Source organism: Tateyamaria omphalii, assembly GCF_014651375.1.
Taxonomy (GTDB): Bacteria; Pseudomonadota; Alphaproteobacteria; order Rhodobacterales; family Rhodobacteraceae; genus Tateyamaria; species Tateyamaria omphalii.
This window is the reverse complement of the sequence record NZ_BMWT01000003.1, coordinates 385,409-399,721: the sequence shown is the minus strand read 5'-3', so window position 1 is coordinate 399,721 and position 14,313 is coordinate 385,409. Positions and strand designations below refer to the sequence as shown.

Annotated in this window: 16 protein-coding genes; 4 read left to right on the top strand and 12 right to left on the bottom strand. The window is 57.7% G+C overall.

The window, feature by feature from the left end:
- Positions 1–4: 4 nt before the first annotated feature.
- The 8 genes from pgsA to IE087_RS12605 all read right to left on the bottom strand — a co-directional run bounded on the left by pgsA (position 5) and on the right by IE087_RS12605 (position 8,007).
- Positions 5–664, bottom strand: a complete 660-nt coding sequence (gene pgsA, locus IE087_RS12640; RefSeq protein ID WP_189369705.1) for a CDP-diacylglycerol--glycerol-3-phosphate 3-phosphatidyltransferase — start codon at positions 662–664, stop codon at positions 5–7.
- 73 nt (positions 665–737) lie between these two features.
- Positions 738–2,624 carry an excinuclease ABC subunit UvrC gene (uvrC, locus tag IE087_RS12635; RefSeq protein ID WP_189369704.1) on the bottom strand — a complete coding sequence of 629 codons (1,887 nt, stop codon included), beginning with the start codon at positions 2,622–2,624 and terminating at the stop codon, positions 738–740.
- Between the two features lie 288 nt (positions 2,625–2,912).
- Complete coding sequence (locus IE087_RS12630) at positions 2,913–3,689, bottom strand: SDR family oxidoreductase (RefSeq protein ID WP_189369703.1); 777 nt, start codon at positions 3,687–3,689, stop codon at positions 2,913–2,915.
- A gap of 22 nt (positions 3,690–3,711) precedes the next feature.
- The gene (locus IE087_RS12625) at positions 3,712–4,662 is read right to left on the bottom strand and encodes a calcium/sodium antiporter (RefSeq protein ID WP_189369979.1); all 951 of its coding nucleotides are present in this window, start codon (positions 4,660–4,662) and stop codon (positions 3,712–3,714) included.
- Positions 4,663–4,840: 178 nt separating this feature from the next.
- Complete coding sequence (locus tag IE087_RS12620) at positions 4,841–5,638, bottom strand: S49 family peptidase (protein WP_189369702.1); 798 nt, start codon at positions 5,636–5,638, stop codon at positions 4,841–4,843.
- 69 nt (positions 5,639–5,707) lie between these two features.
- Positions 5,708–6,469, bottom strand: coding sequence for an ABC transporter permease (locus IE087_RS12615; protein WP_189369701.1), 762 nt, complete (start codon positions 6,467–6,469; stop codon positions 5,708–5,710).
- Positions 6,466–7,401, bottom strand: coding sequence for an ABC transporter ATP-binding protein (locus IE087_RS12610; RefSeq protein ID WP_189369700.1), 936 nt, complete (start codon positions 7,399–7,401; stop codon positions 6,466–6,468). Before IE087_RS12610 ends, IE087_RS12615 begins: the two co-directional genes overlap by 4 nt.
- Before the next feature lie 87 nt (positions 7,402–7,488).
- A complete protein-coding gene (locus tag IE087_RS12605; protein WP_189369699.1) occupies positions 7,489–8,007 on the bottom strand; it encodes an SRPBCC family protein in 519 nt (172 codons plus the stop codon).
- A gap of 103 nt (positions 8,008–8,110) precedes the next feature.
- Here IE087_RS12605 and IE087_RS12600 point away from each other — a divergent pair, with 103 nt between their 5' ends.
- Positions 8,111–9,094, top strand: coding sequence for a DMT family transporter (locus IE087_RS12600; RefSeq protein ID WP_189369698.1), 984 nt, complete (start codon positions 8,111–8,113; stop codon positions 9,092–9,094).
- A gap of 75 nt (positions 9,095–9,169) precedes the next feature.
- Here the strand turns inward: IE087_RS12600 and IE087_RS12595 are convergent, their stop codons facing one another.
- Genes IE087_RS12595 through IE087_RS12585 form a run of 3 tightly spaced genes read right to left on the bottom strand, consistent with a single transcriptional unit; the run spans position 9,170 to position 10,977 of the window.
- The gene (locus IE087_RS12595; protein WP_189369697.1) at positions 9,170–10,135 is read right to left on the bottom strand and encodes an NADPH:quinone oxidoreductase family protein; all 966 of its coding nucleotides are present in this window, start codon (positions 10,133–10,135) and stop codon (positions 9,170–9,172) included.
- A 15-nt stretch (positions 10,136–10,150) separates the two neighbouring features.
- The gene (locus IE087_RS12590) at positions 10,151–10,504 is read right to left on the bottom strand and encodes a hypothetical protein (protein WP_189369696.1); all 354 of its coding nucleotides are present in this window, start codon (positions 10,502–10,504) and stop codon (positions 10,151–10,153) included.
- A 20-nt stretch (positions 10,505–10,524) separates the two neighbouring features.
- Entirely contained in the window at positions 10,525–10,977 is a 453-nt protein-coding gene (locus tag IE087_RS12585) for a hypothetical protein (RefSeq protein ID WP_189369695.1), read from the bottom strand.
- Positions 10,978–11,203: 226 nt separating this feature from the next.
- Between IE087_RS12585 and IE087_RS12580 the strand changes: the two genes are divergently transcribed.
- A complete protein-coding gene (locus tag IE087_RS12580; RefSeq protein ID WP_189369694.1) occupies positions 11,204–11,938 on the top strand; it encodes a rhomboid family intramembrane serine protease in 735 nt (244 codons plus the stop codon).
- Complete coding sequence (locus IE087_RS12575) at positions 11,935–12,303, top strand: GFA family protein (protein ID WP_189369693.1); 369 nt, start codon at positions 11,935–11,937, stop codon at positions 12,301–12,303. Before IE087_RS12580 ends, IE087_RS12575 begins: the two co-directional genes overlap by 4 nt.
- 27 nt (positions 12,304–12,330) lie before the next feature.
- On the opposite strand, the gene IE087_RS12570 is transcribed toward IE087_RS12575, so the two are convergent.
- Positions 12,331–13,116, bottom strand: a complete 786-nt coding sequence (locus IE087_RS12570; protein WP_189369692.1) for an inositol monophosphatase family protein — start codon at positions 13,114–13,116, stop codon at positions 12,331–12,333.
- Between the two features lie 112 nt (positions 13,117–13,228).
- Here IE087_RS12570 and curA point away from each other — a divergent pair, with 112 nt between their 5' ends.
- On the top strand, positions 13,229–14,269 hold the full coding sequence (gene curA, locus IE087_RS12565) for an NADPH-dependent curcumin/dihydrocurcumin reductase (protein ID WP_189369691.1): 1,041 nt from the start codon (positions 13,229–13,231) through the stop codon (positions 14,267–14,269).
- Positions 14,270–14,313: the final 44 nt, after the last annotated feature.

The window sequence follows — 14,313 nt, the reverse complement described above, 5'->3', positions numbered from 1 at the left end:
CTTGTCACCCTTTCAAATGCGGCATGGCCTTACGGAAGTAGTCCCACCCGGTGATAAAGGTAAGTGCGGCGGCGATCCACAGCAACCAAAGGCCTATACGGCCTGACCAATCGGCACCGGCCAGCTTCCACGTCAGCCCCAGGTGATCCGGTTCGTCCCCATTCAGGATGGCGATGACCATCTCGTCGTCCATGCCCCAAACAGACATACCGAAGTAATGCTCAAACACGCCTTGAGAAAACAGCACCGCTATTGCGATCATCTGGAGGGTGGTTTTCCACTTCGCGAGTTTCGTGACACTCAATGTCCCAGCCGTGTCGCCCAGATACTCACGCAGGCCTGACACAAACACTTCGCGGAACAGGATCATGGTTGCAGGCAGCACCAGCCACGGCGACCAGCTTGAAAAGCCGATGATGACCATTAGGGCAATCACCACCATCGCCTTGTCCGCGATGGGGTCAAGCATTGTACCAAGCTTTGTCTGCTGGCCCCAAGCTCGGGCAAGGTAGCCATCGAACCAGTCCGTGATGGCAGCCCCCACGAACAGGATCACGGCCAAAATGTCCGCGTAGGGCCGCGTAAAATAGAGGAACATGACCGCCACAAGCGGCGCTGCGATCAGACGAAGTGTCGTCAGGATGTTGGGAATGTTCCAGATCATGTGGCAGGTCTAGCCTGAAGTTGAGGGAGCGGGAAGAGCCGATGGATCATATGGAGGGTCGCAAAGACGAACCCTATTGATCGTGGAAGAAATCATAGACTTTCTGCGCCAATCCTTCCGACACACCATCCACTGCCTTGAGGTCTGCGAGGTTGGCACGGCTGACAGCCTTGGCCGAGCCGAAATGAGCCAAAAGGGCGCGCTTGCGCGACGCACCCACACCTGGAATGTCGTCCAGCGGGTTTTTCATGTTTGACTTGGCACGTTTGGCGCGATGCGTACCAATTGCAAATCGGTGCGCTTCGTCGCGCATGCGTTGCACGAAATAGAGTACCGGATCGTTGTGACGCAGGGCGAACGGGCGTTGGCCGACGCGGTGAAATTCCTCTTTCCCCGCATCCCGATCCACACCTTTTGCGACGCCTACCATCGGGATATCCTCGACCCCATGCTCGGCCATGATCTGGGCAACGGCGCTCACCTGCCCTGCCCCGCCATCAATCAACAGAAGGTCGGGCCACATGCCCTTGGCCCGATCGGGGTCTTCAGACAACAAGCGTTTGAAGCGGCGGTGCAGCACTTCCTTCATCATGCCAAAATCGTCGCCGGGCGTCAGGTCGTCCCCACGAATGTTGAACTTGCGGTAACTGTTTTTCATGAACCCGTCCGGGCCAGCGACGATCATCGCTCCCACAGCATTGGTGCCTTGAATGTGCGAGTTGTCGTAAACCTCAATCCGGGCGGGCGGTTCGGGCAGCTCAAACGCATCGGCAAGACCACGCAACAACTTGGCCTGTGTCGCGCTCTCGGCCATCTTGCGTGCTAAGCTTTCCCGAGCATTGCGCAGCGCCGAGTCGACCAGTTCCGCCTTCTCCCCGCGCTGCGGCACCAACAACTCGACCTTGCGGCCCAGTTTTTGGGTCAACGCCTCTGCCATCAGGTCGGGGTTCTCGATCTCATTCGACAGGATCAGCTGTCTCGGCGGTTCCTTTGTATCGTAAAACTGACCGAGGAATGCCTCGAGAACCTCTGCTGCGTCCACATCCGCACCGACACGAGGGTAAAAATCGCGGTTGCCCCAGTTCTGGTTCGCCCGGATGAAGAACACCTGCACACAAGCCTGCCCGCTGTCCATGTGAAGAGCAACGATATCTGCCTCGGTCACACCGCGTGGATTGATGCCCTGCGCCGACTGTACTTGCGTCATCGCTCGAATACGGTCGCGTACTGCCGCGGCGCGTTCGAACTCCATTGCTTCAGAGGCCTCTTGCATCTGTGTTGCAAGCTTCGCCTGAATGTCCGTGGACTTGCCGGTCAGAAAACGCTCAGCGTCTTTGACCGATTGGCCATAGTCAGTTTCCGAGATCAGCCCAACACAAGGACCCGAACACCGTTTGATCTGATACAGCAAGCATGGGCGAGTGCGACTTTCGAACATCGAATCCGTGCAGTTGCGCAACAGGAATACCTTTTGCAGCTGGTTCAGCGTTCGGTTGACCGCCCCCGCACTGGCAAAGGGGCCGTAATATGCACCCTTTTGCTTTTTGGCGCCGCGATGCTTTTTGATCTGGGCAAAGGGATGGTCACCAGTCACCAGGATGTTGGGAAAGCTTTTGTCGTCGCGCAGCAACACGTTGAACTTCGGCTTGAGCTGCTTGATCAGGTTCTGCTCAAGCAGCAGAGCCTCCGTCTCGGTCCGCGTGGTCAGAAACATCATCGACGCGGTCATCGAGATCATTCGGGCGATCCGGGCACTATGACCCGAGGCGCGCGCGTAGTTGGACACCCGCGCGCGCAGATTGCGCGCTTTACCCACATAAAGCACCCGGCTTTCGCGATCGAGCATTCGGTAAACGCCCGGGGACGAGTCCAGTGTCTTGAGATAGCTTTGGATCACCTCGTGCCCAACCGGCGCGGGATGTTCAATTTGGGCGGGTGTGGGGGGCTCGTTGTTCACCATGCGATTCGTGCCGTCTCTTCTCTTTTGGCTGCACTGAATTGACTGACCAATCAAGCATACTTGCATCCACGGATCATGTGGATAAGTGTGCGGGTAACTTCTGGGCGTTCCGGATTTTTCTTTGTTTTTTGGACGGTTCACTGAAATGCCTAATTTTTAGGCACATATCTATCCCCCTGTTTAAAAACACTTTTTTACTCCACGCACAGCAAGTCACTGAAATCAAAAGGCTTTTGGTAACAGTTTTGTAACCAAAATGAATCCAGTGCAAAACTCACCTAACGTCACCTATTCGACGCCAATCACATCGGGCGTTTCCCACGCCAAATGCTGCCCACCATCAACGCACAAAAGCTGCCCCGTGATGCCGGGTGAATCGAGGAAGTACCCCAACGCAGCGACGATGTCGGCCGGGTTGGATCCGCGCTCGAGAACTGTTGCCGACCGTTGCTTGGAAAAGTGCTCAGCGCTTTGACGGCCGCCCTGCAATGTCGGACCCGGCCCAATCGCGTTTACGCGGATCGCGGGCGCAAGTGCCCGCGCGCTGGTCTGTGTCAACGCCCAAAGCCCCATCTTGGCGATGGTATAGGTCATGAACTCGGGTGTCAGCTTGCGCACACGTTGATCCACCATGTTCAGAATCAAGCCATTGGCAACTGGCTCATTCTTGTCATCATGTGTAGGCGCCAATCCCTGGGCTGCCATTGCTTGCGTCAGCACGAACGGCGCGCGCAGATTGCTTTCAATATGCCGATCCCAACTGTCCCGGGTGGCGCTTTCCACGGTATCATATTCGAAAATGGAAGCATTGTTCACAAGGCAGGTGATTGGGCCACCCAGCGCATCGACGGCGCGCCCGAACAGAGCTTGTGTATCAGCTTCGACCAGCAGGTTGGCTTGCAATGCAACGCCGCGCTGCCCCTTGGCTTCGATCTTGGCGACGGATTCACGCGCGCCCTTGTCAGAGCTGGAATAATGCACGGCAACATCATATCCGCGGCCAGCAAGATACACAGCCATGGCCCGGCCGAGGCGGTGCCCTGCCCCTGTTACTAGTGCGCGCATCTTCGCACCCTCCCCTTTGAGATCAGCTTAGTACGATAGCCAGATAGGCCAGATAAAGGACGGTCAAGACAACGCCCCACACCCGCGTGATATCGCGGCGCAAATACACAAATGGCACCAGCAGGATCGAAGCCCCCAACATCACCCACAGATCAAACCTCAGGAATGCGGAGTCTACGGGGATAGATCCAACAAAGCTGGCCACACCGATGATGGCGAGCAGGTTGAACATGTTCGACCCAATGACATTGCCAAGCGCAACATCCGCTTGCCTGCGAAGTGCCGCCATTACGGTCGTGGCCAACTCAGGTAGGGATGTGCCCACAGCCACAAGGGTAAGGCCAATCACGGTGTCACTGACACCATACATCTTGGCAATGATCGTTGCATTGTCGACCAACAAATCCGCCCCAAGCGGCAGGCCAATCAAACCAAGGATCAAAAAGATCGCAATGCGCCATCCGGGAAGGTCCGGGTCTACACCTTCGATTTCTTCTTCATCTGTTGTGGCCTCGGCACAAGCCGCACGATGGCCGCTGGCTTCGCGAGCGGCATCCCACAGCACGAACGCAAGTGCCGCCAGTAAAACAATCGCCGCGATCCAATCGAATACGCCCCTGAATGCCAACGCGATGAACAAGATCGACGCTGCGATCATGAAATTATACGTCTTTTTCGTTTCACATTCGGACGTGTGCATTGTCGCCAGCAAGGCAGGGATGCCCAGCACCAGAAGGATATTGGCTGTGTTTGAACCAACCACATTCCCTATGGCGATGCCCGGGGCGCCCTCCAGAACGGCTTGGATAGCGATCAAGAGCTCAGGCGCGGATGTCCCGAATGCAACGATGGTCAGGCTCACGATCAGGGCAGGTACACCAAGGCGGAGCGAAAGGTTCACCGCGCCTTTGACCAGCGAGTCACCCGCCAGCAAAAGAATGACGAGACCAAGCCCGCTGAGAAGCCACGGCATTGCAACCGCCATCAGGTGCCACCCCGTCCACAACTGCACTTGCCCTTCCCAATTCGGTACCGTCCGCACGTGCATTTGGCTGCGGCAAGGCGCCTGCCCCCTATCCAGTGCAGCTTGCCAAAAACGGCCAACACCGCGATGAAGGCAAGGAACAGAAGGACAATCTTGGACATCATGGTTACAGCCCGAACCTGGCGTAGGCCGCGCGCTCTTCAATGGACGATACGGCATCATCCATCACCTGCGCACCCAACCGGGTAAAGAACGGGCGCCGTACGCCATATCGGCGGAATGTAACCTTATCGCCAAACCGGTCCTGCATCATCGGTTTCAAATGCCCGATCCCATCAATCAGACCCAGCGATTTGGCTTTTTCCGCCAACCACACCTCGCCGGTAAACAACTCGGTTTCCGCATCGAGCTTACCCACGCGGCGGGCTTTCACATGATCTATAAAATTCGTGTGGATGTCGTTCAGCAACCCCTTTAAGCGCTTAACGTCTTCAGGTTTTTCTGGGCGGAATGGGTCCAACATGCTTTTGGACTTGCCTGCGGTGTAAACCCGACGCTCGACACCCTGCCGCGTCAGCAACTCATGTGCGCCGAAACTGGCAGAGATCACACCGATAGATCCCACAATCGATGACGGATCCGCATAGATTTCATCAGCGGCTGCAGCCAACCAGTACCCTCCCGACGCGGCAACGTCCTCGACAAAGGCAATAACCGGCACGTCTTTTTCAACGGACAGCCTGCGAATGCGAGCGCCGATCAGAGACGATTGAACAGCGCTTCCGCCCGGCGAGTTGATTTCAAGTGCAACAGCGACGGGCTTGCCCCGACTAAACGCCTTTTCAATGGCACTGGCCAAAGACTGATCATTCAGGGCGCCACGGGAGCCACCGGCAATAACCCCTTGCAGCCGCACTACGGCGACTGTCGGGTCGGATTTCATGAAGGGGATCCAGCGTTTCATCCAAGCCCATGTAGAATGCAGCCCCCGGCAGAACAAGGCCGCAATTGAAAGGAGTTGCCCGCCGTTACGTTATTGCCGAATGCGCCATCCTGTCTTGAAAATCCACCAGACCGTACCCAGGCACAGTGAAGTGAAGAGTGCAATGGCTGCCAGTGACGTCAGTATCGGCACATCCTCAACCCCGAAGAACGCCCACCGAAAACCAGAAATCAGATACACAACCGGATTGAACATCGAAATCGTTTGCCAAACAGGCGGCAGCATCGAGATGGAATAAAAAGACCCGCCCAAGAAAACCAGCGGTGTAACCACCAGCAATGGAACGAGTTGAAGCTGCTCGAAGTTGCCCGCCCAGATGCCGATGATGAAACCGAAAAGGGCGAAGCTGATGCAGGTGAGCAGCAGAAACGCGATCATGGCCGCTGGGTTCTGTATCTCGATATCGACAAAGAAAAACGAGGTGGTCAGGATAACGATACCGATAAACATCGCCTTGGTGGCCGCCGCTCCGACATACCCCATGACAATCTCGAGGAAACTTACAGGAGCCGACAGCAATTCGTAGATCGTCCCGATGAACTTGGGAAAGTAGATACCGAATGACGCATTGGAAATGCCCTGCGTCATCACCGTCAACATGATCAGCCCCGGCACAATGAACGCGCCGTAGCTGACACCCTCGACTTGATCAATACGGCTACCGATGGCAGCGCCAAAGACCACGAAGTAAAGCGATGTGGACAGTACCGGCGAAATCAAGGACTGCGCGATGGTTCTGAAAAATCTTGCCATTTCAAAGACGTAAATGGCGCGGATCGCTGCCCAGTTCATGCCACTTCCTCCGGTTCGTTCACCAGTGACACAAAGATATCCTCGAGGCTGGACTGCCGCGTGACAACGTCGCGAAGCTGAAGGCCCACTTCTTGAACATCGTTAAGAAGTTTGGTGATACCGGTTCGCTCTGCATTCACGTCGTAACTGTAGCTCAAAGTCCAACCATCGTCGGCCAATCTCAAGTCATACAGAGACAGAGCATCCGGCACAGCGTCCAATTGAGTCGTCAACTGGACATCCAACTGCTTTCTTCCCATCCGCGCCATCAGGGTATCCTTGTCTTCAACCAACAAGATATCGCCCTTGTTGATCACCCCAACTCGATCCGCGATAGCCTCGGCCTCTTCAATGTAGTGCGTGGTCAGAATTGTCGTGACACCGTCGGCTCGCAATTGTTCAACAATTTCCCACATGTCCTTGCGCAGTTCTACGTCGACACCCGCCGTGGGCTCATCAAGAAACAACACACGCGGCTCGTGAGCCAACGCCTTGGCAATCAACACGCGCCGTTTCATGCCCCCTGACAATTCGCGGATCTGATTGTCGCGTTTGTCCCACAATGACAGGCGTTTCAGAATGTCTTCGACCGCGCTGTCCTTGCGGCTTTTGCCGAACAAGCCACGGGAAAAACGCACCGTGTTGATGACCTTTTCGAAGGGCTCCAGCGCAATTTCCTGCGGCACCAAGCCAATCTGGCTGCGGGCTTGGCGGTAGTTATCCAAGATGTCGTATCCGGCAACCGTCACCGATCCGGAAGTTGGCATGGTGATGCCGCAAACCGTTGAGATCAAGGTTGTCTTACCCGCACCGTTCGGACCGAGCAGCGCAATGATCTCGCCCTCCTCGATATCGAGGTTGACACCTTTGAGCGCTTCAAAGCCACCCGCATAGGATTTGCGCAGGTTCTGGATACTCAGGATCGCCGCCATGGATGCTCCGGGTCTTTCGGGTGGAAAAGGATTATGCCGAGCCGGAACACCACGCCAGCGCGCCCCTGCACAGCCGCATGTGCGTGTTTACTCTTTGCCCGTCAAGCGGCCCAGCCAGCCCTTTTTCGGTGCGTCTTCCATCTCCGCTTCGCCCTCGGAGTTCGCCGGTCCTTCCAATGCTTCTTGAAGATTGGTGAAGAACTGGTCTGCCATCTTCTTGGCGAAACCGTCGATGATGCGGCTACCAAGTTGGGCGAGTTTGCCGCCCACTTTTGCCTCAACATCGTAGGACAATTCGGTCCCTCCATCGACTTCGGCCATGCGAACCTCCGCCCCGCCCTTGGCAAATCCGGCGGCTCCACCCTTCCCTTCACCCGAGATCGTAAGGCTTTGATTCTCAAGCATTTCGGACAACGTCACTTTGCCCTTGAAGGTTGCCTTCACCGGTCCAACTTTTTGCGTCACCGTGGCTTCGAAGCCGTCTTCGGGGCTGCCTGTCACCTCGGTCGCGCCGGGAACACATGCCTTGAGAACATCGGGGCTTAGAAGGGCCGCATAGACCTCGGACGGGGTGGCGGCGATCTGGCGGGTATCGGACATTTGCATGAGGAGGCTCCCTTGCTCTTTCGCCCCTGATACCTCAGTGCACGCAATTGCGCTATGCGCTATTCGCAAGCCACTCCGTGCCACAGTGTGATAGGCAGAGATCATGGAAAACACGCGTCAGAACATCGCAGGGCTGGGTATCTTGTGCGTGCTGATCGGTGTATTCTGCATTTCAATAAATGATATGCTGATCAAGGAGTTATCGAGGGAATACCCGCTGCACCAGATCGTGTTTGCGCGTTCGGGAATTGGGATTCTGATCAGCCTGATCATCGTGCAATATGAAGGTGGCTTTGGCATTCTACGCACCAACACGCCCTGGCAGCACGCGTTGCGGGGCATTCTGATCGTCATCGCCAACATGACCTTTTTCGTGGGGCTGGCGGTGCTGCCTCTGGCGGACGTGACCGCCCTATTCTTTGTCGCGCCGCTGTTTATCACATTGTTATCTATACCAATTTTAGGCGAACGGGTTGGCGTGTTGCGCCTGTCCGCAGTTGCCATCGGATTTGCCGGGGTGCTCATCATGCAGCGCCCCTGGGCAGATGCGGATACGCTTTCCGTGAGCAGGATCGTTTTGCTGCTGCCAGTTTTGTCGGCGCTGACTTACGCTTTGAATCAAATACTTACGCGGAAACTGGGCGTGGCCAGCAAGGCCAGTGCCATGGCGGTCTACATCCAGACAACCTTTATCATCGTGTCCCTTGGTTTTTTTGTCGCGGCAGGTGACGGACGCTACGCTGAGGGCGCAACCAATGGATCGGTCATCTTTCTGCTGCGCGCTTGGGTCTGGCCACAAGGCACTGATATATGGGTCTTTTTAGGTTTGGGCTTGAATTCAGCCATTGTCGGCTACTGCCTGAGCCAAGCCTACCGATTGGCCGATGCGGCGACAGTTGCGCCCTTTGAATATGTTGGCCTGCCCTTGGCTGTGTTCTGGGGCTGGGCGGTGTTCGGGGACCTGCCGGTGTTGGAGGTCTGGATCGGCATTCTATTGATCCTCGGTGCCGGTCTGTTTGTGTTTCTACGTGAGCGGCAGAAGTCACGAAGCAGCGGCCGCAGACCCGTCCGGGGACGCAGTGGTTAGCTCTGGTCTCGGTCAGGTTTCTCCAAAGCCAACGCGCGCCAAGGTTAAAACCGGAAAGTGTGCCTGAGTGAACCGTCAGCCATCGACTTGGATCACGACTTTGCCCGTCGCCTTGCGGGTGCGCAGCAGGTCGAGCCCCTCATCAGCCTGTTCCAGCGGCAGTACATGGCTGACATGAGGTTTCAGCTTACCCTCGGCAAACCAGCCAAAAAGTACCTCGAAACTGTCGGTCAGCACCTTTGGGTTCACCCGCATATAACCGCCCCAGTAGAAGCCAAGCACGTGCAGGTTTTTCACCAGCAGATAGTTGGCCGGGATTTGCGGTACAGTGCCCGAAGCGAAGCCTAGGGGCAGCAGTCGCGCCTCGGGGTTGCAGGCGCGCAGGGCGGCGTCAAAGAGGTCGCCGCCGACAGGATCATAGACCACGTCGGCACCACCAAGGGTTTTGACATCCGCCTTGAGATCGCAGGTGTCACTGTCCAGCAGGTGATCCGCCCCAGCATGGGAGGCGATTTTCAACTTGTCCGCACCACGCGCGCAGGCGATCACCTCGCCCCCCATGAGCTTGCCCAGTTCGACTGCGGTCAAACCGACCCCGCCGGAGGCCCCAAGCACAAGCAACCGCTCGCCCGGTTGCAGATGCGCCTTGTAGTCAAGCGCGACATGGCTGGTGCCATAAGCCACGAGGAAGGCGGCGGCATCCACCTCGGTCATGTCATCGGGGATGGGCACACAGATATTTGCAGGCAGGGACGCATATTCGCCCAGCCCGCCAAAACCTGCATAGGCGGCAACGCGTTGACCCGGCTTGAGATGTGTGACGCACTCGCCCAGTGCTTCGACCGTGCCGCACATCTCCATCCCGATCGTGGCGGGGAGTTGCGGTTTTTCCTGATAGGTCCCTTTGACGATCAACGTATCGCCGAAGTTCAGACCACAGGTGTGGATGCGCACCAGCACCTCGCCTGCCTTGGGTTTTGGCGTGTCGATCTCGCGCAGCTCGAGCGGTTGCCCGAGGGCGGTGACTTGCATAGCGCGCATGGTGGTTCCCTTGATCTACTGGCCGTCCCGACCGATTTGCCAGACCACATAACTGATCTGCACGGCCCCGAACAGGAGGCCATGAAAGAACCACAGGATGAACAGGATCAGGAACGCATCGTCACTTTGCGCGGCGCGGGTGTGAATGCCCGCGATATCAAGCAACCAGATGCCCGTGACGAACAGGGCCGAGAGGGCGAACCCCACGGCGGTGCCGTTGAGAAAAAGGCGGATGAGCGGATTGGGTTGCTCGGGCTGCATATCAAAAAGGTAGCGCTCTTCGCCAAAGACGCCAATCGGGGAGATCGCCGCATGGGCGCCACACTGCCAATGCGTGGTAGCAAGGGCGTTCGCCCCGTAGCGGATCAAATCGTCGCCGGTCTGTGCGGCTAGTTCGCTTCACCATGGGCATGGGTGAACAGTTTCGGGTTGAAACCCAGCGTAATTTTCCGGCCCAGCGACCACAGCACCATCTGGAACACCCTGTAGGGTTTGTTCACCTTGATCTCAATCGTTCTGACGCCCGCGAAATTTTTGCCATAACGGATGTCATCGATATCTTCGGACGCGATGTGCAAGCCATAGGGCAGCACCTTGATGCCCGCGCGATCAATCCTGATCTCTTTGAAATTCCGGGCGAGGTTATAGGTCGTCAACGCCAGAACCGGGCTGATCAAAAGTGCGATCAGTGCCAATAGGTTTTGCATGTCAGAGCTGGACGGATCTGCAAAAACCTGGAGCGTCGCCAGCGGCGTCAGCATCGCCACACCAAAAATACCCCAGGATAAGAATGTGAAGACACGGTTGTAGTGATAGCGCCCCGCCTCTTGTTCAAGGAACATAGCTGGGGGTGTCTTCGACGTTAGGTCTGTGGCCATCTTACATTTTTCCAGTCAGCAATGCGCGTGTTGTTTGACGTGTTACCGGGGAAAAAAGACAATTGTTTGGCGAAGTGTTCCCGTTTGCTTAGAAAAATTGCGCTGTTGTGCCCGGATCGGTTGGCTGGAAATGACATGTCCAGCCTCCTGAGTGCTTGACGCCTGCTGCTCCAACCCCAACTGTGCCCCCATGTTTCCGATCCGCGATCATAACCCTTCGGGCCGCACGCCCTATGTCACCTACGCGCTGATGGCGGTCAATGTCGTGGTGTTCCTGAGCTACGTCAGTCTGTTTGCCGATGACCGCGCCCTGAACCGGTTCTTTTTCGACTATGCTGCGATCCCGGCGCGCATCCTGTCGGGGGACGGGTTTTCGACGCTGCTGACATCCATGTTCCTGCATGGTGGCTGGCTGCATCTGGCAGGCAACATGCTGTTTTTATACATCTTTGGCGACAATGTTGAGGACGAGATGGGCCATTTGCCCTTTCTGGGGTTCTACCTGACCACCGGGGTTGCGGCGAGCGCGATCCACATTCTGTCTGCTCCGGGATCGGTGGTGCCGGTTGTGGGGGCATCGGGCGCCATTGCGGGTGTGATGGGGGGCTATCTGCTGCTGTTTCCCAAGGCGCGCATCGACATTCTGCTGATCCTGATCATCATCTTCCGGGTGTTCCCGATCCCTGCGTGGATCATGCTGGCCGTCTGGTTTGGCATGCAATTCGTGGGCGGTGTCGGCAGTGACCCGAATGGAGGCGGCGTAGCGTATTGGGCCCATGCAGGCGGGTTTATCGCCGGTGTTCTGCTGACCATTCCGCTTTGGCTGCGGCTTGGGGGACCGGGGTTCTGGCAGCGCACGGATGGGCACCCGCCGCATCCGGAAGTACGCTACACCGCCTCGCGCATCCCGAGGGTGCGGCGATGAGAGCGTCCTGCCATTGCGGTGCTGTCGTGCTTGAGGTCACGCTGAGTGATGGCCTTGCCACCGCCGGGCGGTGCGATTGTTCCTTTTGCCGCCGTCGGGCTGCGCCGGCAGTGACCGCCCCCAAGGATGGTGTGCGGATCGCAAAGGGCGCCGAGCACCTGACCACGTATCAGTGGGGCACAAAGACGGCGAAGCACCATTTTTGCAATATTTGCGGCATCTACATGTACCATAACCGCCGTTCGAACCCGGACGAGATCGGCGTCAACATGGGCGCGCTCGAGGGTGTGAACCCTGCAGAACACGAACCGATCCAATGGAATGACGGCGTGAATCACCCGTCGGATGCACCGTCGGAAAGCTAGTGGGCCGATGCCGGAGGGTTTACGGCTTTAGACGCGGATGATCTTCGCCAAAGGTGCGAACATGTGTTCGTTGGCGCAGATGATCTCACCATCCTCAAGGATGCTTCCACCTTCGGTTAGCGGCTCAACCAGACCCCCTGCCTCGCGCACGATCAACAGGCCAGCAGCCAGATCCCACGCGTTCAGGCGACGTTCCCAATAGCCGTCATAGCGGCCCGCTGCGACATAGGCCAAATCCAGCGCGGCAGAGCCGAAGCGGCGCACCCCGGCACAAGTTGGCATCAAGCGTGCCAATTCCTTCAGCGTCTCGGGCAGATCAGAGCGCCCACCGAAAGGCAGACCTGTCGCAAACACGCTTTCGATCAGCTGGCGGCGGCCAGACACCCGCAGGCGGGTGTCGTTCATGAAGGCACCACTGCCCTTTTCGGCAAAGAACATTTCGTCCTTGGCGGCATCATAGACGACGCCCGCCACAACTTGTCCCTTGTGTTCGAGCGCGATGGACACAGCCCAATGCGGCAACCCGTGCAGGAAGTTCGTGGTGCCATCCAGCGGGTCGACAATCCAGCGGCGCGTGGGATCTTCGCCGTCTTCCTCGCCCCCCTCTTCGGCCAGCCACCCATAATTGGGGCGCGCTGTGCGCAGCTCTTCGCGCAGGATCTCTTCGGCGGCAAGATCAGCCTTGGACACGAAGTCGCCCGCACCCTTCATCGACACCTGCAGGTTCTCTACCTCGCGGAAGTCCTTGACCAGCGAACGGCCTGCCTTGCGCGCGGCCTTCATCATGATGTTGAGATTTGCGCTGCCTTGCATCGGGACGCTCCGGGGATGGGAAAGATCAAGGGCGCGCTATACGCCGCCCACAGACGGTTGCCAAGGGGGCAAGAGACTGATCACCTGCCCCCACACGCAAGGAGAGAACCCCATGACCGACCAGATGCAGCACATCACCCTCACCAGCCGCCCCTCTGGCGCGCCAACAGCAGACAATTTTGCGCTGGAAACAGCCCCGATTCCCACTCCGGGTGCAGGCGAGGTGCTGGTGCGGGTGCATTACATGTCGCTTGACCCGTACATGCGCGGGCGCATGGATGACGCCAAATCCTATGCGGCCCCGGTGCCGATTGGCGGGACGATGGAGGGCGGCGGCGTGGGCGAAGTGATCGCGTCCACTGCGGACGGGTTCGCGGTTGGCGACATGGTGCTGGGCATGTTCGGTTGGACGACCCATGCCGTGGCCAACCCGTCGACCCTGCGCAAACTGGACCCGCAGATTGCGCCAGTGACCACCGCACTTGGCGTTTTGGGCATGCCGGGCTTCACAGGATGGCATGGGCTGATGGAGTACGGGCGCCCCAAAGAGGGTGAAACCCTTGTGGTCGCTGCTGCAACCGGCCCGGTTGGATCCATGGTGGGACAACTTGCCAAGGCACTGGGGTTGCGCACGGTTGGAATTGCGGGTGGTGCCGAGAAATGTGCCCTGGCCACCGACACGTTCGGCTTTGATGCCTGTATCGACCACCGCGCTCATGACACCGCGCGGTCCTTGCGCGCTGCCATCAAGGACGCTGCCCCCACGGGCGTCGACATCTACTTTGAAAATGTCGGCGGCAAGGTGCTGGAAGCGGTCATGCCGCTGATGAACCCGCATGGGCGCATTCCGATTTGCGGCATGATTTCTTGGTACAATGCCGGTGGTCTGGGCGCAGGCGCGGATACTGCACTGTCCGCCCCCGCCCTGTGGCGCCCCATTTTGGTGAATTTCCTCAGCGTGAACGGCTTCATCATCTCGAACCATTGGGACCGGTTCCCCGCCTTCCTGACCGAAGTTGGACCAAAAGTGCAAAGCGGAGAGATCAAGGTGGTCGAAGACATTGCACAGGGTCTGGAAAACGCACCCAAGGCATTCATGGGCCTGCTGGAGGGCAAGAATGTCGGCAAACAGATCGTGAAACTGATGGCGTGATGTGCGCCGGGGTCGGTGGGCGGGCGCATTTGCGCAGCAAACAG